Raw genomic sequence first — 26,234 nt, 5'->3', positions numbered from 1 at the left:
AACACCTACTCATTATATATCAAAATCAAAGTAACATTATCTATGCCGCCATTTTTTAAAGCCTCATTAATAAGTTCTTCATGAGCTTTGTGCGGCTCCTTTTCTTTAACTATTCTTAAAATATCTTTATTATCGACCATATTTGTAAGGCCATCTGAACATAGAAGAAGTATCTCTCCCTTTTCAAGATTCATTTCATCGATAGAAAAATCTATTTTCGGGCTAGTGCCAAGGGCCTTTGTCAGGACATTTTTTTTTGGATGGATTTTTGCTTCATCTTCTGTAATTTCGCCGATTTCAATTAGATAATTGACATAGGAATCATCTTTTGTAATTTGTTTGATTTCCTTTTTTTCTATATCAATTTTATAAAGTCTTGAATCTCCTATATTTGCATAAATTACATGTCCATTATTAATGTAAGCAAAAGTTAAGGTCGTTCCCATGCCCCTGTATTCTTCAAAGTCTTTTGACTTATTAAATATTTCCAAATTAGCATCAATAATTGATTTTCTTATTTCTTCTATTATATCAGACTTAGGGGGATTTTCCTTAAATTTGTATAAATTATCGCTTATAATTTGCGTTGCCATTTGGGAGGCAGTTTCTCCTGCCAAGTGGCCGCCCATCCCGTCAGCTAAAATAAAAAAATTTTTATTCTCATCTATAAAATAAGAATCCTCATTATTGGTCCTGTGTTTACCAACATTAGTTGCTCCTACAACAACCATTTAAATCACCTCTTAACAACTTAGCTCTTAATTGTCCGCAGGATCCATCAATATCTGGACCCAATTCCCTCCTAATAGTTACATTAAAAGATGCTTCTTCTAAAAGCTTTTTAAATTTATTTATATCTTCTCTGCTCGGCCTTTTTTCATCATATTCATCAATAGGATTGAGAGGAATAAGATTTATATGGCATAGAAGATGTGAAAATCTATTTTTTAATTCTCTCACATTTTTTTCAGAATCATTTTTCCCCTTTATTAAGGTATATTCAAAAGTAATTCTGTTATTGGTCTTAGATATATAATAATCTAAAGCCTTTGACAAGTCATCTAAATTATATCTATTATTTATAGGCATAATTGCAGACCTATCTAAATCATTTGTTTCATGAAGAGAAATGGCAAGATTTATTGGCATATCTAGTTCTGACAATTTATAAATTTCGCTTACCACTCCGCAAGTAGAAATAGTTATATTTCTGTAAGACGTATTATGACCTCTTTCATCATGGAGGATTTTTAAAAATTTAATAACATTTTCAAAATTATCCATAGGTTCACCCGAACCCATTAAGATAAAATTTTTAACCTTTATCTTATAATAATTTTCTGCGGCATAAACCTGACCAAGCATCTCGCCTGGACTTAAATTTCTTAAAAGGCCCGCCTTTGTTGAAGCACAAAACTTACAGCCCATTCTACATCCAACTTGCGTTGAAATGCACTGACTATATCCATAATTATACTTCATTAAAACGCCTTCAACAATATTTGCATCGTCAAGCTCAAATAAAAATTTTTTTGTTTCATCGACTTTGGATTCTAAAACTTTTAAAATCTCTGTCTTAGATATTTTCTGGACTTTAATTATTTCTAAGGCTTTTTTAGATAAATTAGAATTATCCACATCCCATCTTCCATTTTTATGGAAAAAGGTAAAAAGCTGGTTTGCCCTAAAAGCCTTCTCTCCATTTTTTACAAAAAAATCCCTAAGTTCATCTAAATAAACTCCATTTAATTCCATTTTCTCACCTATTTAAGTATTATAACAAAAGGCCTGGTGAAGACAAAATTTTAAAAAAATTAAGCCTTCCTTATTAATCTTGTAATGGAAAATCCATCGCATCCTTCAAAGGGATAGAGTCTAAAAATTTCCTTGCCCTCTATTTTATCTATTTCAAAATCCTTTGTCTTTAAAAATTCCTTTACAACTTCTTCATTTTCTTCAAAACTTAAAGAGCATGTAGAATAAATGATGGCTCCGCCCTTTTTTACATAAGATCCTGCATTATTTAATATTTTCTTTTGGACTCCTGCAAGAGTTTTTATATCTTCTAAGCTTTTATTCCATTTTATGTCAGGCTTTCTTCTATAAAGACCTATGGCTGAACAAGGAGCGTCAACAAGAACATAGTCAAAATAGTCCTTAAAATTTTCCTTAAAAATGCTGGCATCATTAACCATAGTCTTTATATTTTTTGATCCCAGCCTTTCTGCATTTTCCCTAATGGCTTTTATTTTAAATTTATTTAAATCGCAGGCCAAAATTTCCCCAGTATTTTCCATAAGAGCTGATAAGTGGGTGGTCTTGCCACCTGGGGAAGCACAGAGGTCTAAAATTTTTGAATTTTTTTTAGGATTTAATAGCTGGGATACCCTTATAGACGAAAGGTCTTGAGCATAAAAATACCCCGCCTTAAAGGCCCTCGAATTAAAAATCTCCCTTGGATTTTCAATTACAAGTGACTCTTTAAAAAGTCCTTTTTTACCTGAAAATCCTTCATTGGATAATTTATTTAAAAGTTCTTCTCTTGAAATTTTTAGGGTGTTTGCCCTAATAACAAAATCCGGAATTTCATTATTGGCCTTTAAAAGTTTTTTGGTGAAACCTTCTCCATAATTCTTATAGAAATGTTCAGTGTAAAATTTAGGATGAGAATAAAATATCGAAAGATTTTCTATAGAATCTTTTATAGTGACTTTCTCCCTTTCCTTTCTGCTAATGGCTCTTAATATTCCATTTACAAAGGAAGCGGACCCCCTATTTCCATAAATTTTTGCAAGGTTTACAGATTCATTTATAGTTGAATAATTTGGGACCTTGTCCAAAAAATACATCTGATAAATTCCCATTTCCAGAATAATAAATATAATTTTATGAATTTTTTTTATTTTAAGGGAAGAATTTTTTTCTATTATATAATCAATGTAGGACCTATTTCTAATAACTCCTGAGCTTATTTCCCTAACAAAGGCAAAATCCCTATCACTAATTTTGCTCTTCCTTAAAATATCTAGTTCTTCTTCCAAAAAGGCACCCTTATTAAAGACAGAGTCAATAATAAAAAGTGCCTTTTCTCTAATATTTCTCATCAATCTCTCCTGTTGCCGAATATGGCAAGTAATCTTAAAAATTGTCCAAGGGCCGTTAAAGTTGCGGCAATATAAGTTAAAGCTGCTGCAGATAAAACTTCTCTTGTCCCCTTTAATTCACTTTCATCTAAATAGCCGCCTTCTTCTAAGGCAATTTTTGCCCTATTTGATGCGTTAAATTCTACAGGAAGAGTTACTATTTGAAATAATACTCCAAAGAAAAATAAAGCAATGCCAAGTTTTGTTAAAAAATATGAAAAGAAAAAGCCCGCAACAATTAAATAAAAGGAAAAATTTGTCCCAATTGTTGCAAGAGGCACAAGGCTTGCCCTAAATCTTAAGGGAAAATAATCTGTATTATCCTGCATAGCGTGGCCAACTTCGTGAGCCGCAATTGAAACTGATGCAAGAGAATCTCCATGATAAACATCTTTTGAAAGATGCAGAGTTTTATCTCTTGGATCATAATTATCTGTTAACTTACCTGGAATTTCTTCAATTCTTACATCCCTCATGCCATTGGCATCTAAAATCATTCTCGCAGCATCATAGCCTCTTATTCTTCTTTTTGTCCTTATATCAAGATATTTTGAATAAGCAGAAGAAATTTTTCCTTGAGCATATATGGCAAGTATAATGCCCGGCAGAATATAAAATAAATATGAAAATCCATAACCATAAACGTTATTCATTTATCTACTCTCCTAAAATTATATTTTTTTCTAAACTATTCCCTAGTAGAAAAGATTTAATGTCCATAGTTTTTTTACCAGCTATTTGAAGACTTGTTACTGAAATTGCTCCATTTCCTGTTTTTATTATAAGTTTTTTATCTGAATCAAGAATTTGACCAGCTCTTCCTGCAGTTTTTACATCAGCTTCTTCTCCTGCAAAAATTTTCAAAAGCTCACCCTTATATTTTGTCCTTGCTCCAAGATCAGGTGCCAGACCCCTAATTAATGATAAAATTTCCTCACTAGACTTTGAAAAATCAATTATAAAATCTTCTTTAGATAGCTTTCCTGCATAGGATGCCTTATCATCATCTTGCTTTTCAAATCTTAAACATCCATCTTCAAGGTCATTTACAAATTTTTCCATTAAATTTGTAGCAACTTTTGCAAGTTCTTCCTCCAACTCTCCAGCATTTTTTTTGCCGATTTCAACTTTTTCTTTTAAAGCCATATCTCCCTTATCAAGTTCTTTTGCCATTTTCATAATAGTAATTCCGCTTTCCCTATCCCCATTAATTATGGCAGTATTTATTGGCGATGCCCCTCTTAAATGAGGGAGTAGGGAAGCGTGAGCATTAACTGAATAGTATTTGGGAAGATTTAAAACTTCCTCTTTTAAAATTTGCCCGTAAGCTGCAATTACAAATAAATCAGCATTCATTTCCCTTAATTTTTCAATAGATGCCTCGTCATTTATATTTTCTGGCTGAAAAACTTCAAGGCCAAGTTCTTCTGCTCTTTTTTTTACGGGGCTTGGGCTTAATTTTTTGCCCCTTCCCCTCTTTTTATCAATTTGTGTAACGACAAGTTTTAAATCGCCAATTTCATTTAATTTTTCCATAAGGGGAATGGAAAATTCCGGGGTACCCATAAAAACAAATCTCATATTTCCTCTTCTTCGCCTAAATCTTCGTCTTGGTCAATAATCCTATACATTTGCAAAGCTCTATCTGTATATAAAATTCCGTCTAAGTGATCAATTTCGTGCTGAATAATTCTTGCCAAAAAATCTTTGGCATTCATCTCTAACTTTTCTCCATTTAAATTTTCATAGCTAACGTCAATATCAGTTGCCCTTTCAACATCTCCTTGTTTTCCAGGAATTGAAAGACATCCTTCCCTGCACACATCTGAACCATCTTTTCTAGTGATGACAGGATTGATCATATACATTCTAGTATTGTTTTCCTCCGCATTATCATCAATTGTAATTACTCTTTTTAAAATACCAACTTGAGGAGCAGCAAGGCCAACTCCATAAGATGCATCCATAGTTTCAAACATATCGTCAATTAAAACTTTTAATCTGTCATTTATATTGCCAACTTCCTTAGCTTTTTTTCTAAGAATCGGATCGTCATCAGTTCTAATTATTCTTATAGCCATTTTTTTCTCCTTCTTAAAATTCTATATTTAAAGAAACATCTTTTTCTTCATTAATCTTACTTTTATTTAATACCCTTTTTAAGATATCTAGTAACAGTTTTTCCTCTTCATCCTTGAATTTTAAGGAAAAACGACACCTATATAAATTTTTTATTTTGGGAAGAGAAATTATTTTTGTTACTTCAACATTTAAATCCCCCATTAATTTTCCAATATTGTAAATAAATCCTCCTGCCCATTTTTTTGCAATATTTTCATTTGCTGACACAAATTCAAGACTTATGATTTTTTTAAAGGGTGGATAAGAAAAAGTTTCTCTTTCTTTTATCTCATCCCTATAAAAACTTTCATAAGATCCTTCCGCTGCATGAGCAATGGCATAGTGTCCTGGGCTGTAGGACTGAATTATAACATCCCCTTTTTTATAGGATCTTCCTGCCCTTCCAGAAACTTGTGTTATAAGCTGAAAAGTATCTTCTGATGCTTCGTAGCCTGAAATAAAAAGCGAAAGATCAGCTGCCACAACTCCAACAAGAGTGACATCAGGAAAATCAAAACCCTTTGAGATCATTTGAGTTCCAATAATTATATCTACTTTTTTATCCTTAATCATCTTATAATATTTGCCATAGGATTCCTTGGAATTTGTAGTGTCCCTATCCATTCTTAAAACCCTAGCCTCCGGATAAAGATTTTTAACTTCTTCTTCAATTTTTTGAGTTCCAAGACCAAATAGTTTTATATATTTTGATCCACATTCAGGGCAGACCTTGGGAAGAACTTTTGTTGAACCGCAGTAATGGCAAATAAGTCTATTATTCGTCCTGTGATAGGTCATGGAAATGTCACAAGAATTGCATTTAATAACATGACCACATGACCTACAGGAAACAAAATTTGAAAAGCCCCTCCGATTTAAAAATAAAATTATTTGCTCTTTTTTTTCAAGCTTTTCTCTCATCTTATCCTTTAAAAGCCTTGAAAAAATCGAAAGATTTCCCTTTAAAAGTTCTTCTCTCATATCCACTAAATAGGAATTTGGCATAAGGGCATTTTTCATGGCCCTCTTTTTTAAGGTAACTAGATTAAATAATCCTTTGCTTGCCTTATAATAAAGGGAAACGCTGGGGGTAGCCGACCCTAAAATCACCTTTCCCTTATTTTTCATTCTCCTTATAGCAATTTCAAGTGTATTATACTTTAAAGAATCGTGAAATTTATAGGAAGAATCGTGAAATTCATCGACAACTATTAATTTTAAATTTTTAAAGGGAACAAAAACTGCAGATCTAACGCCAACTGCTATGTGTACTTTTCCATTTAAAATTTTTCTATATTCTTCAAATCTTTCAGTGGGAGAAAGTTTAGAATGAATTATTGCAACCTCATTATTAAATTTTCCCTTAAATCTTTCAATCATTTGAGGAGTTAAACCTATTTCAGGAACGAGAACAATAACATCTCCCCCATCTTTTATAACTTTTTCTGCAAGTCTTAAATATATTTCCGTTTTTCCAGAACCCGTTAGGCCATACAAAAGACTAACTTCTTTGTCAGTATCTTCAATATTTTTTATGGCCATAACCTGCTCTTCATTTAAATTTTTTTCCTCATAATCATAATTTTTTTTATCTTCTTTTAGATCTATTTTTTTATCAAATTCAATGATTAAATTTTTATCTAAAAGAGATTTTATAGGAGAATTTGAAATTCCTAGACCTGTCATTAAATCCTTTTTGGAACTTTCTGTATTTTCTTTTAAAAAATTTAAAACAAGGATCTGTTTTTCTGAAAGATTTTTTAAATCATTAAGGGAAATGTCATCTCTTAACCTTAAAAACTTTTGGGTCTTTTCTTTTATCCTTGCAATGGCTATATAGGAAAATTCAATTATTCCCCTCTCAAAAAGTTTTTTTGCCAGTATTTTTTGGTTTCTTGGCAAATCTTCATAATACTTTTTAAGGTCCAGCTTTTGTAAATAATCAAGCTCTTCCTCAACTGGATATTTTTTTATGATCATTTCTCTTTTTATAGCCTTTAATTTACCAAGAGGAAGAAGGGGAGAAAAGGCCTTTGAATAGCCAAGGAGATACCTATTTTTCATCCAAAGTCCTAGGTCAATTAATTCATTTGAAAGAATGGGCTGGGGATCAATAATATCAATTATTTCCTTTAATTCATCTTTAAAATCCCCTTCATAAGTCTTATAGATTTTTAAAATAAGACCTGTTCTTATGCCCTTGCCAAAGGAAACAATGGCCCTTTTCCCAATTTCTACTTCATTTTCTAAAGTCTTTGGAACAATATAGGAATATAAAATATCAATTTTTGAATAATTATTTTCTATAAATAGGTCGCAATACATTTTTTCTCCTAAAAAAAGCTAGGATTACCTAGCTAAATAAATTTTTCACCTTATTTAAAATAATATTTGCAAGTTCTGACTTAGACATAATCTCAAAATCTTCAGTTTCCCCATTTTTGTCAATAATGCTTGCAATATTTGTGTCAGTTCCAAATCCTGCTCCAGCTTTAACAATATTATTTACAACAATCATGTCAAGATTTTTGGAAATAAGTTTTTCCTTGGCATACTTATAAATATTTGTTGATTCTGCCGCAAATCCAACAATTATTTGTCCAACTTTATTTTTGCCATAATATTTTGCTATATCAGGATTTTTTTCAAGTTCAATAACATCAAGATAATTAGATGAATTTTTCTTTATCTTATCCTTAGAATAATATTTTGGTTTATAATCAGCTGGGGCTGCCGCCTTAATTAAAACATGACAATCATCAAAATATTTGCCAACAGCACCAAACATATCCTGTGTCGTATTAATTTTTACCAGCCTATGAACTTTTGGAGGCTCGATATTTGTGGGTCCTGTAATTAATGTGACTTCTGCCCCTCTTTTTTGAGCATTTGCTGCAAGGGCATAGCCCATTTTTCCCGATGAGTGGTTGGTCAAAAATCTTACTGGATCAAGGGGCTCAACTGTTGGACCTGCTGTAATTAAAAACTTTTTTCCAGCAAGGTCTTTTTCAGTTAAATTATCATCAATTGCATCCACAATTTTTTCAGGCGACAACATTTTGCCGCTACCATAATCATTGCAAGCAAGCAAATCTTTTTCTGTGTCTAAAATTACTATTCCCCTCTTTTTTAAAATTTCCATATTATTTATATTTGCAGGGCTATTTAACATTTCTGTATTCATGGCAGGCACAATTAAAACGCGGCACCTTGAAGCCATAAAAACTGTAGTTAAAAGATTATCGCAAATACCATTTGCAAATTTTCCAATTATATTTGCAGTTGCAGGTGCAATTACAATAATATCTGCCCATTTGGCAAGGGAAATATGTTCCACATCTGTATTTAAAAGCTGATTAAACATTTTTGAGTGGACTGTATTATTTGACATTGTTTGGAGGGATAGGGGTGTAATAAATTCCTTTGCATTTTCAGTCATCATGACCTTAACCTCGGACCCTTTTTTTCTTAAAAGGGAGCAAATGCTAGGGCTTTTATAGGCCGCAATTCCTCCGCTTACTCCTAACAGGATTCTTTTATTTTTTAACATATTATTCAGCTTCTATATAATTAGTCGGCAAGACCTGAGTTTCTTGCAATTTTGCTTCCAGTTCTGCCCTTTCAATAGCAATTTTTTCTTCGTATTCCTTATCAGTCATTGGCTCGTTGAAAAGAATTTGCCTATCCATAATTTCTTCAATTGCTATTGATACTGGTTTTTTCATATCAGTATCAATGAGAGCTTCCCCACCGTCAACAATTTTTCTTGCCCTCTTAGAAGCTAATATACAAAGTTCATATCTTGAATTAGTTACTTCTTTTAATTCTTCAAATGAAGGTATGTTCAAATTAATTCCTCTTTTCTTTTAAGACTTCGCTTTTAATATCTTTGTGTCTTTTTACCCTAAGTTTCTCAGCAGCAATAATATTCTCAATATCAGTTACCGCTTCATCAACTTTATCATTGACAACAAAATAGTCATATTCTCCTACAAAATTAAGTTCCCTAAAGGCATTTTTATACCTAGTATTAATTTCCTCTTCAGTTTCTGTATCTCTTTTAATAAGCCTATTTTTTAATTCTTCCATAGTTGGAGGTATTAAAAATATAAAAATGGCTTCCTTATATTTTTTCTTAATCTGCAAGGCTCCCTGCACATCAATTTCTAAAAGTACAATTTCTCCCTTTTCAATTTCGTCAAAGACAAACTTTTTAGGAGTTCCATAATAATTTGTATGGACAAAAGCATGCTCTAAAAGCTCATCTTTTTCTACCATCTCTTCAAACTCTTCTTTGCTAACAAAAAAATAGTTTTGGCCGCTCACTTCTCCGGGTCTCGACCTTCTTGTTGTAACGGATGTTGAATAGACAATTTCCTTATTTTTTTTCATTATAGCTTCACTTACTGTCCCTTTTCCACTTCCTGAAGGTCCAGACAATACTAATAAAAATCCTGCGCTCATTTCCACCTCGTCAAAATTTCTTACTCAATATTTTGGGCTTGTTCTCTTATTCTTTCAATTTCAGCCTTAATTGCAACCACATCATTAATAATGTTTATATTATTTGCCTTTGATCCAATTGTATTTACTTCTCTATTCATCTCTTGGATCAAAAAGTCCATTTTTCTGCCAAGGCTGCCCTCTTCTTCAATTAAATCCCAAAAAGATTTTAAATGAATTTTTAGCCTTGTAATTTCTTCATCAATTGATAATTTGTCAATAATTAAAAAACATTCAGTTGCAATTCTCTGCCTTTCAATTTCAGATGCATCTAAATATTTTGAAACTCTTTCCTTTAATTTTTCTTCATTTTCTACAAGAGACTGAGGAGCAAGGCTTTCAATTTTTTTTAGAATACTTTCTATATTTTTTAATTTTCCCTTGAAATCTTCTTTTATAGATTCTCCTTCTCTTACTCTTGCATAAATAAAGGAATTTAAAGCTGAATTTAAAACTTCAAAAAGTAAATTTTCAAGCTCCTCTGTAGTTTTTTCTTCTTCATTTTCGCTAACAACTCCCGGCATAGTCATTAAATCTTTGACGGAAAGAGAATTTTCAAGATTTAAAGCATCTGAAATTTCTCCTGCCGCCTCATAATAATTTCTTGCAAGATTTAAGTCAAGTGCCAAGGAATAGTTTGAAGAATTTAAAGACTTAAGTTTTATAAATACGTCAATCTTTCCTCTTTTTACTTTTTCTTTAATAGCCTTTTTTATCTTGTCTTCAATAGGAAAAAGTAAGACGGGATTTCTCAAATTAATATCGCAGTACCTATTGTTGACTGATCTCATTTCTATTTTGACCTGATAACTTTCGCTTTCAGCCTCACCAAGTCCATATCCTGTCATACTTTTCATATAAACTCCTTATTTGACAACTATATTATAAATTTTGCCGGGAACATAAATTTCTTTAACAATTTTTTTGCCTTCTACATTTTTTCCATAAGCTTCATTTTCCATGGCTATTTTATTAACTTCATCTTTAACTGCATCTCTTGCTACTTCAATTGTAAATCTAACTTTGCCGTTAAATTGTACTGGAAGTTCTATTACATCGTCAATAGTTTTGTCTTCACTATAAACGGGCCAAGACTTTTCATTTAAATGACCACCAAGTTCATTTACTTCCCAAAGCTCTTCAGTAATATGAGGAGCAACTGGATTTAAAAGCATTAAATAAGTTCTTAAATCTTCTTTTGTAATTTTTCCGGCTTGATTAAATTCATTTAAAAGGGTCATAAGAGCAGCAATTGCAGTATTTGCTTTTAAATTTTCATAGTCATAGGAAACTTTTTTTATGGTCTTGTGAATTGATTTTTCTAATTCTTTTGAGTAAAAATCTCCATCTTTAACAAGTTCGCTTAAATTCCAAACTCTTTCCAAAAATCTTCTGCAGCCTCTAACTCCTTGTTCACTCCAAGGCACAGGTTTTTCAAAATCCCCTATGAACATTTCATAGCATCTTAAAGTGTCTGCTCCATAATCTCTAACAATGTCATCAGGATTTATAACATTTCCCCTGGACTTAGACATTTTTTCGCCATTTTCTCCAAGAATCATGCCGTGAGAAGTTCTCTTTTGATAGGGTTCTTTTGTTGGCACAATGCCAAGGTCATATAAAAATTTATGCCAAAATCTTGAATATAATAGATGAAGGGTTGTATGTTCCATTCCACCATTATACCAATCAACTGGTGTCCAATAATTTAAGGCTTCTTTTGATGCAAGGGCATTATCATTATGGGGATCAGCATATCTTAAATAGTACCAGGATGATCCTGCCCATTGAGGCATTGTATCTGTTTCTCTGTGAGCTGAACCACCACACTTTGGACAAGTTGTGTTTACAAATTCTTCAATATTAGAAAGTGGTGATTCTCCGTCCCCTGTCGGCTCATAATTTTCTACTTCTGGAAGAAGAAGAGGCAAATCTTTTTCATCTAAAGGCACATATCCACACTTTGGGCATTCAACAATTGGTATTGGTTCTCCCCAATATCTTTGTCTTGAAAATACCCAGTCCCTTAATTTATAATTTGTCTTTTCTTTTCCAAGATTATTTTCTTCTAAATATTCAATCATTTTATGAATGGCTTCTTTTACTTCAAGTCCATTTAAAAATCCTGAATTTACCATCTCTCCACTCGAAGTATCTATATAGGCTTCTTTTGAAATATCTCCGCCCTTAATAACTCGGGTCATTTCAAGACCGAATTTCTTAGCAAATTCATAATCTCTTTGGTCATGAGCAGGAACCGCCATTATTGCTCCTGTTCCATATCCCATTAAAACATAATCTGAAATCCAAAGTGGAATTTCTTTATTTGTAATTGGATTAATAACCTTAAGACCCTTTACTTCAACACCTGTTTTTTCTTTTACAAGTTCAGTTCTTTCAAAGTCTGATTTCTTTGCAACTTCTTCTTTATAAGCATTTATCTCATCTAAGTTTTCAATCCTATCCTTATATTTCTCAATTATTGGATGTTCAGGAGCAATTACCATGTAAGTAGCTCCAAAAATGGTGTCAGGTCTTGTTGTAAAGACTTCAATTTTTTCGTCACTATCTTCTAGTTTAAATAAAACACTTGCCCCTCTACTTTTACCAATCCAATTTTTTTGCTGAATTTTTACCCTTTCAATAAAATCAAGGTCATCTAAATCGTCAATTAACCTATCGGCATAGGCAGTTATTTTTAGCATCCATTGACTTTTAACTCGTCTTACAACACTTTCACCGCATCTTTCGCAGTGGCCTCCAATTACTTCTTCATTAGCAAGACCAACCTTACAAGATGGGCACCAATTTATGGGCATTTTTTTCTTGTAGGCAAGGCCATGTTTAAATAATTGTAAAAATATCCATTGAGTCCACTTATAGTAGGAAGAATCGGTTGTATTAATTTCCCTTGACCAGTCAAAGGAAAATCCAATTGACTTTAATTGATCCTTAAAATGTTTTATATTATTTTTTGTAACAATAGCTGGATGAATTTTATTTTTTATTGCAAAATTTTCTGTTGGAAGACCAAAGGCATCCCATCCCATAGGAAATAAGACATTGTAACCCTCGTACCTTCTTTTCCTTGCCACTATATCAAGGGCAGTGTAAGGTCTTGGATGTCCAACATGAAGACCTTGACCAGATGGATAAGGAAATTCTACTAATAGATAGATTTTTTCTCTGTCATCATCATTTTTTGAAACATAAGTTTCGTGTTCGTCCCAATAATCTTGCCATTTTTTTTCTATGTCTTTAGGATTATATTCTCTCATACTAACTCCTTAAATATTTGAAATCTCAAAAGTCACAAGAACCTGCAGTTCTTGGGAAAGGTATAACGTCTCTAATATTCTTCATTCCTGTAATATACATTACAGCTCTTTCAAATCCCAGACCGTAACCTGAATGAACACAAGAACCATATCTTCTTAAATCTAAATACCATTCATATTCATTCATATCCATATTTAGATTTTTCATTTTTTCTTCTAATATTTCAATTCTGTGTTCCCTTTGAGAGCCGCCAATAATTTCACCAACTCCAGGAACTAATAAATCCATGGCAGCAACAGTTTTTTTGTCTTCATTTTCATACATGTAAAAGGCCTTAATTTCCTTTGGATAGTCAGTGACAAAAACTGGTTTTTTATAAACTTCTTCAGTAATATACCTTTCATGTTCTGTCTGAAGGTCAATACCCCAAGAAACAGGATACTTAAATTCCTTGTCAGCCTTTTCCAAAATTTCAATCGCCTTTGTATAAGTAATTCTTGCAAATTCATTATTTACAATATTATTTAGCCTATCAATAAGACCCTTGTCTATAAATTTATTAAAAAATTCCATTTCTTCCTTGGCGTTTTCCATTGTATATTTAATAATATATTTTAGCATGTCTTCAGCAACATCCATATTTACATTTAAATCTGCAAAGGCCATTTCAGGTTCAATCATCCAAAATTCGGCAGCATGCCTTGGGGTGTTAGAATTTTCTGCCCTGAAAGTAGGTCCAAAGGTGTAAATATTTCTAAAGGCCATGGCAAAGGCTTCAGCTTCAAGCTGACCAGATACAGTTAAATTTGCTTTTTTGCCAAAGAAATCTTTCTTATAATCAATTTTCCCTTCATCATTTTTAGGAATATCATTAAGGGGAAGATTTGTTACTTTAAACATTTCTCCTGCACCTTCAGCATCAGATGATGTAATAATAGGAGCATGGAAATAAACAAAGCCCCTTTCTTGAAAAAATTTGTGAATTGCAAAGGCAATTATTGACCTTACTCTAAAAACAGCATTAAAAGCATTTGCCCTTGGGCGAAGGTGAGAAATCGTCCTTAAATATTCCATGGTGTGTCTCTTCTTTTGAAGAGGGTAAGTATTATCGGCAGCTGAGAGAAGAATTACTTCCTGTGCCTGCATTTCAAAACTTTGATTTGCACCAGGTGATTCAACAAGTTTTCCCTTAACTAAAATAGAAGAGCTTAAAGAATATTTTTCAATTAAAGAAAAATTTTGAAGCTCCTTCCCGTATACGATTTGAAGAGAATTAAAAATAGTTCCATCAGTAAGTTCAATAAAACCAAAATTTTTTGATGCCCTATTAGTTTTAATCCATCCACAAATCTCTATATCTTTATTAATAAATTTTTCAGTATTTTTAAATACTTCTCTTATAGTAATCATAGCCCCTCCAAAATAATTCTTATGATATTTTAGTATATGATTAATGACATCTTTTGTCAAATAAAAGCTTGAATTATCAAAATCCTTTGCCTAATGGAAAATAAAAAATTCAATTATTTTAGGGTAAAAAAATAAAGCGCTGGAAACCAACGCTTTTTTATGGGGTGGATAGTGGGAATCGAACCCACGATCTTCAGGACCACAATCTGACGCCTTAACCAGCTAGGCCATACCCACCACATCTTTATTAATTATAGCAAGGCTTCAGTTTTTTGTCAATTAATATTTATTATTAGTAAAATATTCTTTTAGTTTTTGTAAAGCTCTTCCTCTGTGACTTAGGGCGTTTTTTTCTTCTTCTGTCATTTGACCAAATGACTTTTTAAAACCCTTTGGAATAAAAATTGGGTCGTAACCGAATCCCTCATTTCCCTTTTCTTCCTCGGCTATTTCGCCTTGACATATGCCCTCCAAAAATTTTACTCTTTTATTTTTATCTACAAGGGCAAGTGCTGTTTTAAAGTATGCTGACCTATTTTTTTCTCCTTTGAGATTTTTCAAAAGTTTTGCCCTGTTTTTTTTCTCGTCATGGTCTCCTGCATATCTTGCAGATTTTACTCCAGGTTCTCCTCCTAAGGCCTCAACAAAAAGTCCTGTATCGTCTGCCAAAATTAAATCATCAGTTTTTTCTGCCAAAGCCATAGCTTTTAAGGAGGCATTTCCTTCTAAAGTATCTTTGTCTTCAATGACATCAATTTCTCCAAGACCTGCTTCTTTTTTTGACAAAATTTCAAGGCCTGTGCCTTCCAAAAGGTCTATTATTTCCCTAACTTTATTTTCATTATCCGTTGATAAAATTAATCTCATAATATTTCTCCAAAATTTCCATATATTTAAAAATATCTTCAATACCAATTTTTGCAAAATCTAAAAATTCAAAAAGTTCTTCACTTGTGAAAGTATCTCTTTCTGATGTGCCTTGAATTTCCACAATTTCAAATTTTTGATTCATTACAATATTTAGGTCAACATCCGCCTTAGAATCTTCTTTATAATCTAAATCGCAAAGTCTTATGCCATTTACCTTGCCTACGCTAATAGCTCCAACTTTTGATATCAAAGGATTATTTTCAAGTTTTCCATCGGCAAGGGCTTTTTTAATTGCTAGTTCAAGGGCAATAAATGATCCATTTATTGATGTTGTCCTCGTGCCCCCATCTGCATTAATAACATCACAGTCAAGCCAAATTGTTTTTTCTCCAAGAATTTTTAAATCAATACATGTTCTTAGGGATCTGCCAATTAATCTTTGAATTTCCTGATTTCGTCCGTCAATTTTTCCCTTTGAAATATCTCTAACTTTTCTTATTACTGTTGAAGCTGGTAGCATGGAATATTCTGCAGAAATCCATCCCATTTCCTTCCCCTTTAAAAATCTTGGCACCTTATCTTCAATTGTTGCCGTACAAATTACTTTTGTCATGCCACATTCAATTAAAACTGATCCGTCAGCATTTGGTGTGAAATTAGGAGTCATTTTTATCTGTCTAATTTCACTATTTTGTCTATCTTCTCTCATTATTACCTACTTATTCTTCTACATATTTATCAATATAAGAATTTATACCCTTATATAAACCTTCTACTAATTTATCAATATACTCATCACTTTTAATCTTTTCAAGTTCTTCTTCATTTGAAATAAATCCAAGTTCTGCTAGGGCTGAAACATTTTTTGTCTTATTTAAAACTATTAAATTTGTTCTATTTTTTATTCCCCTATTTACTGCTCCTGTTTCTTCTATCAAGGCATCTAAAATTTCTTTGGCAAAGTATTTTTGTTCAACTGTTTTTATTTTTACATTTTTTTCAGAAGCATAGAGGACTTCAATGCCATTGGCATCTTTATTTGGAGCTGAATTGAAGTGAATTGATAAAAATAGGTGGGCATTATTTTCATTTGAAAGACTAGCCCTATCTTGAAGTTTTATAAATTCATCTCTTGATCTCGTGATTAAAATTTCATAGGGAGTATTTTGCATTTTGTCATAGAGTTTAGTTGCAACTTCAAGCACATAGTCCTTTTCATAAGTTTCATTATCACAAGCCGTTGCTCCCCGATCTTTGCCTCCATGACCAGGATCTATGACGATTTTTATCTTTCCATCTGCCACAATTTTTTTCTTTATAACTCTTTCCTCTTCCTTAAAATCATCGATGTTAAGTCCTACAGCTTTGTAGGCTTCTTCCTTTCCCCCTTTTGAAATTTTACTTTCAAAGGATTTTGTTTCCCTTACTTCTTCAACAGATTGGAAGACATTTTTTACAATTGAATTTGTTGTATAGTCCTTTTCAACTGATTTTTTGCTTCCATTATTTTTTGAACTGCTCGATTTCTTTGCCTCTTTTGAATCTTTTGTATTCTCATCAGTTGAATCATCTCTAATTCCCTCTGCCTTTATAGTAGAAATTTTTACCATATTTGTGTCCTTGTCCCAAGAAACGTCATAGCCAAAAGTTTCTGAAATAAATCTTAGGGGCACCATAGTTTTTGTTTCCTGACGAGGATTTTTATAGAGGACAAGTTTGGGCTGGGAGCTTTTATCAACTTTTTTTCTTTCGTCATTAATATAAACTACAGTTGAATCAATTTTCATCTTTATTTCCTTATCATCCATTTTAATTAGGACGCTTTTCTTATCTCCATCCCATTCGCACTTGGCTCCCAATCCTTCGCTAATTTCTCTTATTGCAACAAAGGTTCTTCCATCTTTTATAAAAGGTAAAAATTCTTTAGAATAATTTTCTCCATCAACTTCGACTTTTGCAGTTTTTACACTGACATCCTTATTTTGAATTTTTACCTTAAAAGTTGAAGATGAATTTGCAAAGGCTGTTATTAAAAGTATATTTAAAATAATTAGGCTTAATAATATTTTTTTCATTTTTCTTTATCACTTATTTTTGATTTTAAGGCCTTGTAAAGCTCATCACTTGCAGGCTGTGCAATTTCCTTTAAAGTCCCCTTATCATCAAGTAAAATCTCCTTATCTTTAGTCAAATGTCCAATAGCTGTAACTTTAATATTTTCATTCTTACATCTTTCTGCAAATTTTTCAAAATCCTTGGGATCAAAAACCATAAGCATTGATCCTGATGAAATTAATCTATACATATTTAGATTATAGGCATCAGCCAAAATCTTTGTTATTTCCCTATAGGGGATTTTATTTTTTTCTGCAATTAAACCAAAATTTAAGGCCTTGGAACATTCCCAAAGGGCCCCAAAAACTCCGCCTTCTGTTATGTCGTGCATATATTTTACACCATAATCAGTTGCAATTCTTGCTTCTTCTAAAACGGAAAGTTCCTTAATGTCAATTTTGTAAGAATCTTTTTTATCTTTCAAAAAGCCATTTTCTAAATCTTCTAAAATAATTGATGTGCCTTCAAGACCAATGTCCTTTGAAATTACTATTAAATCTCCTACCTTAACAGAAGAAGTTTTGGGAAGTTTTTCCATATTTGCTCTTGCAATCACCGTTGTGGTTAAAATTATTTTGTTTACAGCATCTGTAACTTCTGTATGGCCTCCAACTATTTCAAGATTATTTTCCTTGCATGCTCTATCAGCATCTTCCATAATTTGTTCTAAATCATAAATTTCTGCATTTTCTGGCAGTAAAACTGATAGTAAAACCCCAACTGGGTCTGCACCTTGACAGGCAATGTCATTTACAGAAATATTTATGGCCAAATAGCCAATATTTTTTGCCGCTCCTGTTATGGGATCAGTGCTGACAACAATTAAATCATTTTCAAAATCCATAAGAGCTGTGTCAAATCCCACAGATGCCTTCGACAAAACTTCTTTTCTATTTGCATGTATATTTTTAAAAACATATTTTTCCAAATCTCTATTGGAAATTTTACCTATATCCACAATCTCACTCCTAAAATATAAAAAACAGAAAGTTAATCATCTTTTATTCTCAGTTCAAATTTATAAAGTCCATCTTCCATAAAAACTTCTCTATTAACTATCTCATAATTATTTAATTTATCTAAAAATTCTTCACTTCTTGTTAGGCCTCTGACAATTATTTGCTTATCGCCATAAATATAGTCAGTAAACATTATATTTTCATCTTCCAATTTCTGTATAGCTTCGATTTTTTCAAAAAATCTTTTATTTGCATCTTGGTGCCTATCTGATGAAAGTGAAGTGTCAATCTTTACGTCATCTTCTTTAGCATTTTCAAGCTTTATCTTTTCAAGTTTCTCAATTTTTTGGTCAAGACTTTTAGAATACAAAAGATTGGCAGCAAGAAGAATTATAAAAATTCCGCCAAGAGCAAGGGGAAAAATCCTATACTTTTTCTTTTTCTTTTCCTCATATAAAAATTCTTTAAAAAGTTCAAAAGAATCAATAAAACTTTTCCTCTCTGGTCCCAAATTCTTATTTATTATACTATCTCCAAGAAGACCTGTAAATATTAAGGGTCTGTCGCCAGCAAATGATGCTATTTCCCTTGAATAGTTTGAAAGAATATTAAAATATCTTAGGGAAAGATCCTCATCAATTTCTTCTTTCATTATGTCATATTTGCCCCTTAAAATATTTGCCACATTTTCTCCTTCAAGTTTATTGTCCTTATAGAGATTTTTAAGGTCTTTCAAAAAAATATACTTATCTTTTTTTATAAGCCCTCCTCGTAATTCTGCAAAATTTATGGAATTCAAGTCAATGAAAAGATAAAATCCATCATCTTTTAAAATTTTTGAGCAGGGGAAAATCTTTAAAAGGTTTAAGTTATATTTTTTAAAAATTTCCACAAATCTCTCATAAATTACTTTTGGAATTAAAGTTATGGAAAGGTCATAGGTCTTGTCAAAGGTTTTTAAATCATATTCTATTTTATAGTCATCAATTTTTATGTCCTTATAATCCTCTAAGTCAAAGGAAAGAAAATTATCAAGATCTTCCCTATCAAGTTTAGGAACCTTATAATTAATATGAACAAAATCTTTGGCTGACAGAAATAAAATAACTTGCGTATTTTTTACTGGATTTAATTCTTCAATGGACTTTTTTAAGACATAGAAAAAATGGTGATAGTCTAAAATTTTTCCATCTTCATAGATATGTAGGGGCAAATAAAAAATTTTTGCCATATCCTTATATTTTATGTAAAGGTAACCACTTTTCAAATAAAGGTATAAAAACGCCATAAATTTTCTCCTAAAACTATTTCAATTAAAATTCCAAGGGCAAGAAAAGGTCCAAAAGGCAGGCTTTCCTTCAAAGATTTTTTCCTAAAAAAAATTAAAATAAGTCCAAAACAAGCCGCTAGAGTAAAGGAACTTGTAAAAATCCTAAGGAGGCTAAAAAAATCTCTAGCAAAAAAACCACCTACAAGGGAAAGTTCTACATCTCCAAAGCCCATGGCCCTTGTTAAAAGATGTATAAGTAAAAAAATCCCAAAAAAAATTAAGCCGAATTTTAAGGATGCAAAAATATTAATTTTATTTATTATCTGAAAAACAATTTCTAAAATAAATAAAAATATATTATCCATTGTGTAAATATATCCAGTTTTTAAGTCTGTATAAGAAATTAAAAATAGAAGAGAAATTTCAAGGGATCTTATTATAAAATTTATAGTCAGACCATAAAGACTTAGGTTTAATAAAAAGATAAGTCCGTAAATAATTTCAAAATATAAAAGGTCTCTAGGAATTTTAGAGCCGCAATATTTGCAAGTGCCCCTATTTTTTATGTAGGAGAAAATAGGAACTAGGTCAAAAAATTTTAATTTCCTGTTGCAGGATTCACAATAAGACTTTTTTAGAATGAAATCCTCTCCCCTTTCCCTCCTCCTATAAAATAAGGAAAAAAAAGAACCAAAGGATGCTCCTAAAATAAATATTAAGAAAAATATGGGAAGCATTATTATTTTCCAGAACCTGAATCTAAAACAATTTTTCCGCCTTCAAGCTTACAAAGGCCAGGGCTTACATTTATTTTTCCTTCACTGACATTAATGGAAAAAGAATCTCCAAGTCCCTTGGCAGGTTTTATCTTGTCAGCATCTTCCAAATAATCTTTTAATTCGCCCATAGTAATTGCAGTTGCTTCTGGTTTGTCAATTAAATATAAAATTGCTGCGTTTTTAATAGTCTTTACATTTGCATTATGGGCTGTTGCCTCTGCTCTTAAATTTGATGTTCTATAGGAAAGAGCTGCAATTGAAATTAAAATGGCTATTATGGAAATTACGATAACAAGTTCAAGTAGGGTGAAACCTTTTTTCTTAGACTTAAGTCTTTTGAAATTAATCAAAAAATCATCTCCTTAAAAACATTTACTTATTTATTATACTACAAAAATTTTTAAAAGAGCTTATTTTTGAGATTGAATAGTAAAAAGACAAATTTCAGTACGATTGAAAAGTCTTAAGAAAAATTTGCTGCCAAGACCTGATGTAATAAAAAGACTGCCCCTAGAAATTTTATAAAAACCCTTTGAAAATTTTGGAAAAAGTTTTAGGTCAGGACCAATTACCGGCCCTAATCCTGGAATCCTAACTTGCCCTCCATGGGTATGCCCTGCTAAAACTAGATCAAAATCTTTAAAATTTCCATAGACATAAGAAAGGGGGTCGTGAATTAATAAAAGATTAAAAGCTTTAGGATCAAAATTTAAATTTTTCGCCTTTTCCTTGTAAAAAATTCCTGAAATTTTTAAGTCCTTATAGGTAAAACTTTCTCCCCTCAGGCTTATTATCCCCCATTTTTCTAATAAATCTTCAAAAAACTCCCTGTTTTTATTTTCATATTCATGGTTTCCGCTGACATAAAAAGTTTTTTTCTTAAAAATTTTCAAAAAATTTTCAGCCCTTGCAATTTCCTTTTGCCCAGAAACCCTGTTTATAATATCCCCCGTTAGGCAGATAAAATCAGGGTCAAAATCCTTAATATATTTCTCAAGTTTTTTTAAATTTATAAGAGGATTTAAGTGAAAATCAGAAATTAAAATAAATTTTATGTCCTGCCCTATTTTTTCAGAAACAATCAGCTGTCTTGTCCTTTTAAAAAATTTATTTTCATAGACTTCATAAAGGGCAAGAATCATTAAGAATATAAAAAAATATTTCATGACTCTTCCAAAATTTTAAGCCTTTCTTCAACCTGTCTTTGAAGATTTTCTAGGCTTGAATTGTTATCAATTATAAAATCAGCATAAGCTTTTTTATCATCAATGGGCATTTGGGAATTTATTTTCGTCCTTGCATAGGATTTTGAAATATTATCTCTTTCCATAAGCCTTAAAAGCTGAATTTCTGGCCTTGTATAGGATAGCCAAATCTCATCAAATTTCAGGCCATGAGAGTTAGGCCCGTTTTCAATTAAAAGAGGGAGATCCACAAAAATTATTTTTTCCTTTGAAGACTCTATTTCCCTTAAAATTTTTTGGTAGATTGGCGGATGGGTTATGGAATTTAAAATATCTCTCTTGTTTTTATCATCAAAAACAATTTTGCCAAGAGCTTTTCTGTCAAGGTCATTATTTTTAAAAATATTTTCACCAAAGGCCTTTTTTATCCTCAAAATAACTTTTTCATCTTCTAAAATATCCCTTGCCAAAAGATCAGAGTCAATGACTTTATAGCCCCTTTCTCTTAAAAAATTTGAAACCTGACTTTTGCCCGTTGCAATTGAACCAGTAAGTCCGATAATTTTACTTTGCATCATAAAGACTTTGCCCTTCATTCATGTCTACATTAAGTTTTACCTTCATTTTAGCTGCATTTTCCATAACATCCTTCATAATTTTTTTAACTTCTTCGGCTTCTTCCAGTGGACTATCCACAACAAGCTCATCATGAATTTGAAGTATTAATTTCGCCTTCAATTTTTTCTTTTTTAATTCTTTGTAGCAGCCTACCATAGCAATTTTAATAATATCTGCTGCAGAACCTTGAATCGGTGTGTTTAAGGCAACTCTTTCTCCAAAAGACCTTATATTGAAATTTTTTGCTGAAAGTTCTGGAATATATCTTCTTCTGTGAAGAATTGTTTCAACATAGCCATTTTTTTTACCCTTTTCAATTTCCTCTGACATATAATTTTTAATGCCCTTAAAATGCCCTAAATAATTATCTATATAATTTTTCGCTTCCTTTCTAGGAATATTTAAATTTTGTGAAAGACCATAGTCTGAAATTCCGTAAACTATTCCAAAATTTACTGCCTTTGCCATAGATCTCATTTCACTTGTCACTTCATCATAGGGCGTATGAAAAACTTCTGAGGCTGTTTTTCTATGAATATCCAGTCCTCCTTCAAAAGCCTTAATCATGTCCTCGTCATTTGAAAGTGAAGCCAAAACCCTAAGCTCTATTTGTGAATAGTCAGCATCAACTAAAAGACAGCCTTCACTTGCCAAAAATGCCTTCCTAATAAGTCTTCCCTCTTTTGTCCTAATAGGAATATTTTGTAGATTTGGTTCTGTTGATGAAATTCTGCCAGTAGATGCTACAGTTTGATTAAAACTTGAATGGATTCTCCCAGTCTTTTCATTTATTACAGCCTTTAAGCCATCAATATAGGTATTTTTTAGTTTTGTTAGCTTTCTATATTCCAAAATATAGGAAATAATTTCTGCCTTTCCCTCTAATTTTTCTAAAACTTCAACAGATGTTGAATAACCAGTTTTTGTCTTTTTAATAACAGGTAAATCCATTTTTTCAAATAAAATTACCCCCAGCTGTTTTGGAGAATTAATATTAAACTCTTCATCTGCCTGCCTATAAATATTTTCTTCTAAATTTACAATCCTACCCTTAACATCTTCATCAATTTCATCTAAAACTTCTTCTCTAGTTCTGATTCCAATAAGTTCCATACTTGCAAGGACTTCCACAAGAGGTAGCTCCACATTTTTATAAAGGTCAAGCATTTCCTCCTCTTCAATCTTTTCCCTTTGCTTATAGGTAATTTCATAAATGGCATTCAGACCAAAGGCAAAATACTTATTTAATTCTTCTTCATCTAAATCCTTAAATTTTTTCTTTTTAGCCCCCTTTCCAAGAAGCTCTTCTTCATCCTTATAAGCCATATTAAAATATCCCTTATAAATTTCATTTAAGTCATAATTTGATTTAGTAGAATTTAAAAGATATTCACCTATTTTTGTGTCAGATGTGAAATTTTTTATATCAATATTATTAAATTGTAAAATTATTATATCTTCCTTAAGGTCATGAGAAAGCTTTTCAATATCTGCATCTTCAAAAAGATTTTTTAAAGCAGATAAATTCTCTTTTGAATAATCATAAATCCCTGCCAGTCCGCCCTCTGGTAGAATGGCAATTTTTAGAGGATTTACTCCTGCATATACCTTGCCGTCACTAATAAATTTAAAGGCAAAGGACCCAGCTTTTTTTATTTCCTTAATTAAGTCATCTAAACTTTTGCTTGTGAGGTCAAAAAACTTTTCACTAATTTCAAGTGCTTCTTCTTTTTGATATTCTTCGGGCAATCTTTGAAGGATTGAATTAAATTCAAATTTTCTGTAAAGATCCGAAAGATTTTTATAATCATATTCCTTAACTTCAAAATCAGAAAGCTTTACTTCAAGATAAATATTTCTTACAATAGTCCCTAAAGTTCTTGACATAAAGGCACTGGCCTTACATTCTTCCAAATTTTTCCTTAACTTTTTTCCAGAAATTTCATCAATATTATTATAAATATTTTCAAGATTTCCATATTCTTTTACAAGTTTTAGGGCAGTCTTTTCTCCAACTCCCTTAACTCCAGGAATATTGTCAGAAGGATCACCCATTAGGGCCTTAAGTTCAATAAATTCCTCTCCTGCAATTCCATAATTTTCTTTTAAATAATTTAGGTCAACTATTTCAAGTTCAGTAATTCCCTTTCTTGTCATTAAAACCATATTATTTTCATCAACAAGCTGATAATAATCCTTGTCCCCGGTTAAAAGATAAGATTTATAGCCTTCCTTTGAAGCCATTAAAGATAAAGTGCCTGCAATGTCATCAGCCTCATATTCCGAAAGCTCCATAACCTTAATATTCATATATTTTAAAATTTCTCTAATATATGGAAATTGCTGTTCAAGTTCACTTGGAGTTTTTTGTCTTGTGCCTTTATAGTCCTTATAAATTTCCCTCCTAAAAAGACTTCCTTTAATGTCAAAACAAACGACAATATTTGTCGGCTTAATTTTTTCAATTGCATTTTCAAGCATCATAACAAAACCATAAATGGCATTAGTATAAAGTCCCTTTTTAGTTTTTAAAAGAGGAAGAGCATAAAAAGCCCTAAAAAATAATGACGAACCATCTATAATTAAAAATTTTTTCTTATCCATAATCCACCTCACAAAACTTTGAATAACTATAATTAATTATAACCTAAAAAACCATAAAAGAAAAAAGACCCTAAAAATAGGATCTTTAAAATGGTGCCGAAGGGGGGACTCGAACCCCCACGATGTTGCCACCGTCAGATTTTGAGTCTGATGCGTCTGCCAATTCCGCCACTTCGGCTCAAAAGTAATTTTTTATATTATATTATTTAAAAGAAAAACTGTCAACAAAATGGTGCAGAAGAAGGGACTTGAACCCTCACGCACCAGTGTGCACATGCCCCTCAAACATGCCTGTCTGCCTATTCCAGCACTTCTGCAAAATAAATTCAATATATATGATATCTATTAACAAAAAGAAAAGCAAGATAAAATTGTAAAAAAATTTTGTGTAGTGTTACAATTGATGCGAGACAAAATAAAAGAAAAAAGAGAAATATCCTATATAATTAAATTAACCAAAATTTTAAAAAAGGACTGATTCTCTCTATGAATACAATTATACCAAAAAACCAAAGATATTTGCCACATACTTTAGACACAAGATATCACGCAGTTAAAATATATAGAAAGGGATATTCTGTAAATTTTGTAGTAAGAAGATACAAAATTTCTAAAGCATCTTTAATGAGATGGAATAAAAAATTTGATGGAACAAAATAATCTCTTAGGGATAAATCTCATAAGCCTTTAAGTAAGCATCTTAACGCATATACTGATGAAGAAATCTTATGGATAAAGTCTTTTATTAAAAGAAATCCTAATATTTCTATGATAGAACTATATGCAAAACTTAAGTTTAGGAAAGGATACATACATTTGATAAATTATGTTGTGAATTAGGTATAAAGCATCAATTAATAAGGCCTAGAACACCTAGACATAATGGAAAAGTTGAAAGAATCCATATAAATGATAATGAAAAATTTTATAAATATTTATCTTTATTATAGTTATGATGATTTGAAAGTTCAGATGAAAAGTTATTTGTATAAATCTAATAGACTTCCAATGCAGACTTTGAATTGGTTTAGTCCTATTGAAAAGCGTAATCTATTATTGGGGGCTAGCCCACAATAATAGATTAACATATAGGATATTTATTTTATTATTTTTGGTATCACATCACTTACAAATGTACATACTTACGCTTGCGTTTGTTTTATCTGTCTTTTTCTAAGTTTCTTTCGACTACATGCTCGATAATATCTTCAAATACTTCTTCAATCGGCTTTTCCCTACATATACTCGCTTTGTTTCATAGTTGATTTTTCCACTTCGTTTTTTATTTTTTAATTCCATATAATTTCTCCCTTTTGTTGCAATAAAAAAAGGTGATTAGATTTTTAATTTTCTAATCGCCTTTTAAGTGTCATATTTAT

At 31.5% G+C, this 26,234-nt stretch carries 23 protein-coding genes, 3 tRNA genes and 1 pseudogene; 1 reads left to right on the top strand and 26 read right to left on the bottom strand.

The window, feature by feature from the left end:
* Positions 1–5: 5 nt before the first annotated feature.
* The 26 genes from BQ4446_RS04180 to BQ4446_RS04055 form a co-directional block, all read right to left on the bottom strand.
* Positions 6–731, bottom strand: a complete 726-nt coding sequence (locus tag BQ4446_RS04180; RefSeq protein WP_071026889.1) for a Stp1/IreP family PP2C-type Ser/Thr phosphatase — start codon at positions 729–731, stop codon at positions 6–8.
* Entirely contained in the window at positions 709–1,755 is a 1,047-nt protein-coding gene (gene rlmN, locus BQ4446_RS04175; RefSeq protein ID WP_071026887.1) for a dual-specificity RNA methyltransferase RlmN, read from the bottom strand. Before rlmN ends, BQ4446_RS04180 begins: the two co-directional genes overlap by 23 nt.
* Positions 1,756–1,814: 59 nt before the next feature.
* Complete coding sequence (rsmB, locus tag BQ4446_RS04170; protein ID WP_071026885.1) at positions 1,815–3,104, bottom strand: 16S rRNA (cytosine(967)-C(5))-methyltransferase RsmB; 1,290 nt, start codon at positions 3,102–3,104, stop codon at positions 1,815–1,817.
* Complete coding sequence (locus tag BQ4446_RS04165) at positions 3,104–3,796, bottom strand: zinc metallopeptidase (RefSeq protein WP_071026883.1); 693 nt, start codon at positions 3,794–3,796, stop codon at positions 3,104–3,106. Before BQ4446_RS04165 ends, rsmB begins: the two co-directional genes overlap by 1 nt.
* Positions 3,797–3,800: 4 nt before the next feature.
* Complete coding sequence (gene fmt / locus BQ4446_RS04160) at positions 3,801–4,724, bottom strand: methionyl-tRNA formyltransferase (RefSeq protein WP_071026881.1); 924 nt, start codon at positions 4,722–4,724, stop codon at positions 3,801–3,803.
* On the bottom strand, positions 4,721–5,224 hold the full coding sequence (gene def, locus BQ4446_RS04155; RefSeq protein WP_071026880.1) for a peptide deformylase: 504 nt from the start codon (positions 5,222–5,224) through the stop codon (positions 4,721–4,723). Before def ends, fmt begins: the two co-directional genes overlap by 4 nt.
* Positions 5,225–5,237: 13 nt before the next feature.
* Positions 5,238–7,589, bottom strand: coding sequence for a replication restart helicase PriA (gene priA / locus BQ4446_RS04150; protein WP_071026878.1), 2,352 nt, complete (start codon positions 7,587–7,589; stop codon positions 5,238–5,240).
* 28 nt (positions 7,590–7,617) lie between these two features.
* Positions 7,618–8,814: a bifunctional phosphopantothenoylcysteine decarboxylase/phosphopantothenate--cysteine ligase CoaBC gene (gene coaBC, locus BQ4446_RS04145; RefSeq protein ID WP_071026876.1), complete on the bottom strand. Its 1,197-nt coding sequence runs from the start codon at positions 8,812–8,814 to the stop codon at positions 7,618–7,620.
* Between the two features lies 1 nt (position 8,815).
* Complete coding sequence (gene rpoZ / locus BQ4446_RS04140) at positions 8,816–9,112, bottom strand: DNA-directed RNA polymerase subunit omega (RefSeq protein ID WP_071026874.1); 297 nt, start codon at positions 9,110–9,112, stop codon at positions 8,816–8,818.
* A 1-nt stretch (position 9,113) separates the two neighbouring features.
* Positions 9,114–9,728, bottom strand: a complete 615-nt coding sequence (gene gmk, locus BQ4446_RS04135) for a guanylate kinase (protein ID WP_071026872.1) — start codon at positions 9,726–9,728, stop codon at positions 9,114–9,116.
* 20 nt (positions 9,729–9,748) lie between these two features.
* A complete protein-coding gene (locus BQ4446_RS04130) occupies positions 9,749–10,624 on the bottom strand; it encodes a YicC/YloC family endoribonuclease (protein ID WP_071026870.1) in 876 nt (291 codons plus the stop codon).
* A gap of 9 nt (positions 10,625–10,633) precedes the next feature.
* Positions 10,634–13,045 (bottom strand): leucine--tRNA ligase, encoded by a 2,412-nt coding sequence (gene leuS, locus BQ4446_RS04125; protein WP_071026868.1) that lies wholly within the window; start codon positions 13,043–13,045, stop codon positions 10,634–10,636.
* 25 nt (positions 13,046–13,070) lie between these two features.
* On the bottom strand, positions 13,071–14,456 hold the full coding sequence (asnS, locus tag BQ4446_RS04120) for an asparagine--tRNA ligase (RefSeq protein WP_071026866.1): 1,386 nt from the start codon (positions 14,454–14,456) through the stop codon (positions 13,071–13,073).
* Between the two features lie 160 nt (positions 14,457–14,616).
* Positions 14,617–14,693, bottom strand: a tRNA-His gene (locus BQ4446_RS04115).
* Between the two features lie 42 nt (positions 14,694–14,735).
* Positions 14,736–15,323, bottom strand: a complete 588-nt coding sequence (gene rdgB, locus BQ4446_RS04110) for an RdgB/HAM1 family non-canonical purine NTP pyrophosphatase (RefSeq protein WP_071026864.1) — start codon at positions 15,321–15,323, stop codon at positions 14,736–14,738.
* Entirely contained in the window at positions 15,298–16,035 is a 738-nt protein-coding gene (rph, locus tag BQ4446_RS04105) for a ribonuclease PH (protein WP_071026862.1), read from the bottom strand. The genes rdgB and rph overlap by 26 nt, the downstream gene beginning before the upstream one ends.
* 10 nt (positions 16,036–16,045) lie before the next feature.
* Positions 16,046–17,401 carry an N-acetylmuramoyl-L-alanine amidase gene (locus BQ4446_RS04100; RefSeq protein ID WP_071026860.1) on the bottom strand — a complete coding sequence of 452 codons (1,356 nt, stop codon included), beginning with the start codon at positions 17,399–17,401 and terminating at the stop codon, positions 16,046–16,048.
* Positions 17,398–18,399: an AIR synthase family protein gene (locus tag BQ4446_RS04095; protein WP_071026858.1), complete on the bottom strand. Its 1,002-nt coding sequence runs from the start codon at positions 18,397–18,399 to the stop codon at positions 17,398–17,400. The genes BQ4446_RS04100 and BQ4446_RS04095 overlap by 4 nt, the downstream gene beginning before the upstream one ends.
* Positions 18,400–18,431: 32 nt before the next feature.
* Positions 18,432–19,688 (bottom strand): hypothetical protein, encoded by a 1,257-nt coding sequence (locus tag BQ4446_RS04090; protein WP_071026856.1) that lies wholly within the window; start codon positions 19,686–19,688, stop codon positions 18,432–18,434.
* Entirely contained in the window at positions 19,664–20,407 is a 744-nt protein-coding gene (locus tag BQ4446_RS04085) for a prepilin peptidase (RefSeq protein ID WP_245149664.1), read from the bottom strand. Before BQ4446_RS04085 ends, BQ4446_RS04090 begins: the two co-directional genes overlap by 25 nt.
* A 2-nt stretch (positions 20,408–20,409) precedes the next feature.
* Positions 20,410–20,799: a prepilin-type N-terminal cleavage/methylation domain-containing protein gene (locus BQ4446_RS04080; protein WP_245149663.1), complete on the bottom strand. Its 390-nt coding sequence runs from the start codon at positions 20,797–20,799 to the stop codon at positions 20,410–20,412.
* Positions 20,800–20,859: 60 nt separating this feature from the next.
* Positions 20,860–21,615, bottom strand: coding sequence for a metallophosphoesterase (locus BQ4446_RS04075; RefSeq protein ID WP_071026853.1), 756 nt, complete (start codon positions 21,613–21,615; stop codon positions 20,860–20,862).
* Positions 21,612–22,229 carry a dephospho-CoA kinase gene (coaE, locus tag BQ4446_RS04070; RefSeq protein ID WP_245149662.1) on the bottom strand — a complete coding sequence of 206 codons (618 nt, stop codon included), beginning with the start codon at positions 22,227–22,229 and terminating at the stop codon, positions 21,612–21,614. The genes BQ4446_RS04075 and coaE overlap by 4 nt, the downstream gene beginning before the upstream one ends.
* On the bottom strand, positions 22,198–24,855 hold the full coding sequence (polA, locus tag BQ4446_RS04065) for a DNA polymerase I (RefSeq protein WP_071026851.1): 2,658 nt from the start codon (positions 24,853–24,855) through the stop codon (positions 22,198–22,200). Before polA ends, coaE begins: the two co-directional genes overlap by 32 nt.
* A 91-nt stretch (positions 24,856–24,946) precedes the next feature.
* Positions 24,947–25,033, bottom strand: a tRNA-Leu gene (locus tag BQ4446_RS04060).
* A 52-nt stretch (positions 25,034–25,085) separates the two neighbouring features.
* Positions 25,086–25,172 (bottom strand) — tRNA-Leu (locus BQ4446_RS04055).
* 169 nt (positions 25,173–25,341) lie between these two features.
* Here BQ4446_RS04055 and BQ4446_RS04050 point away from each other — a divergent pair.
* Positions 25,342–25,932 (top strand): annotated as a pseudogene (locus BQ4446_RS04050) (hypothetical protein).
* Positions 25,933–26,234: the final 302 nt, after the last annotated feature.

This window comes from Peptoniphilus raoultii, from assembly GCF_900099555.1.
In the GTDB taxonomy this organism is placed as follows: Bacteria; Bacillota; Clostridia; order Tissierellales; family Peptoniphilaceae; genus Peptoniphilus_A; species Peptoniphilus_A raoultii.
This window is presented reverse-complemented; position numbering and strand designations above follow the sequence as displayed.

Coding starts and splice junctions, on each gene's coding strand:
- BQ4446_RS04180 (WP_071026889.1), bottom strand. CDS start 731: ATGGTTGTTGTAGGAGCAACTAATGTTGGTAAACACAGGACCAATAAT.
- rlmN (WP_071026887.1), bottom strand. CDS start 1,755: ATGGAATTAAATGGAGTTTATTTAGATGAACTTAGGGATTTTTTTGTA.
- rsmB (WP_071026885.1), bottom strand. CDS start 3,104: ATGAGAAATATTAGAGAAAAGGCACTTTTTATTATTGACTCTGTCTTT.
- BQ4446_RS04165 (WP_071026883.1), bottom strand. CDS start 3,796: ATGAATAACGTTTATGGTTATGGATTTTCATATTTATTTTATATTCTG.
- fmt (WP_071026881.1), bottom strand. CDS start 4,724: ATGAGATTTGTTTTTATGGGTACCCCGGAATTTTCCATTCCCCTTATG.
- def (WP_071026880.1), bottom strand. CDS start 5,224: ATGGCTATAAGAATAATTAGAACTGATGACGATCCGATTCTTAGAAAA.
- priA (WP_071026878.1), bottom strand. CDS start 7,589: ATGTATTGCGACCTATTTATAGAAAATAATTATTCAAAAATTGATATT.
- coaBC (WP_071026876.1), bottom strand. CDS start 8,814: ATGTTAAAAAATAAAAGAATCCTGTTAGGAGTAAGCGGAGGAATTGCG.
- gmk (WP_071026872.1), bottom strand. CDS start 9,728: ATGAGCGCAGGATTTTTATTAGTATTGTCTGGACCTTCAGGAAGTGGA.
- BQ4446_RS04130 (WP_071026870.1), bottom strand. CDS start 10,624: ATGAAAAGTATGACAGGATATGGACTTGGTGAGGCTGAAAGCGAAAGT.
- leuS (WP_071026868.1), bottom strand. CDS start 13,045: ATGAGAGAATATAATCCTAAAGACATAGAAAAAAAATGGCAAGATTAT.
- asnS (WP_071026866.1), bottom strand. CDS start 14,456: ATGATTACTATAAGAGAAGTATTTAAAAATACTGAAAAATTTATTAAT.
- rdgB (WP_071026864.1), bottom strand. CDS start 15,323: ATGAGATTAATTTTATCAACGGATAATGAAAATAAAGTTAGGGAAATA.
- rph (WP_071026862.1), bottom strand. CDS start 16,035: ATGAGAGAAGATAGACAAAATAGTGAAATTAGACAGATAAAAATGACT.
- BQ4446_RS04100 (WP_071026860.1), bottom strand. CDS start 17,401: ATGAAAAAAATATTATTAAGCCTAATTATTTTAAATATACTTTTAATA.
- BQ4446_RS04090 (WP_071026856.1), bottom strand. CDS start 19,688: ATGGCGTTTTTATACCTTTATTTGAAAAGTGGTTACCTTTACATAAAA.
- BQ4446_RS04085 (WP_245149664.1), bottom strand. CDS start 20,407: ATGCTTCCCATATTTTTCTTAATATTTATTTTAGGAGCATCCTTTGGT.
- BQ4446_RS04075 (WP_071026853.1), bottom strand. CDS start 21,615: ATGAAATATTTTTTTATATTCTTAATGATTCTTGCCCTTTATGAAGTC.
- coaE (WP_245149662.1), bottom strand. CDS start 22,229: ATGAAGGGCAAAGTCTTTATGATGCAAAGTAAAATTATCGGACTTACT.
- polA (WP_071026851.1), bottom strand. CDS start 24,855: ATGGATAAGAAAAAATTTTTAATTATAGATGGTTCGTCATTATTTTTT.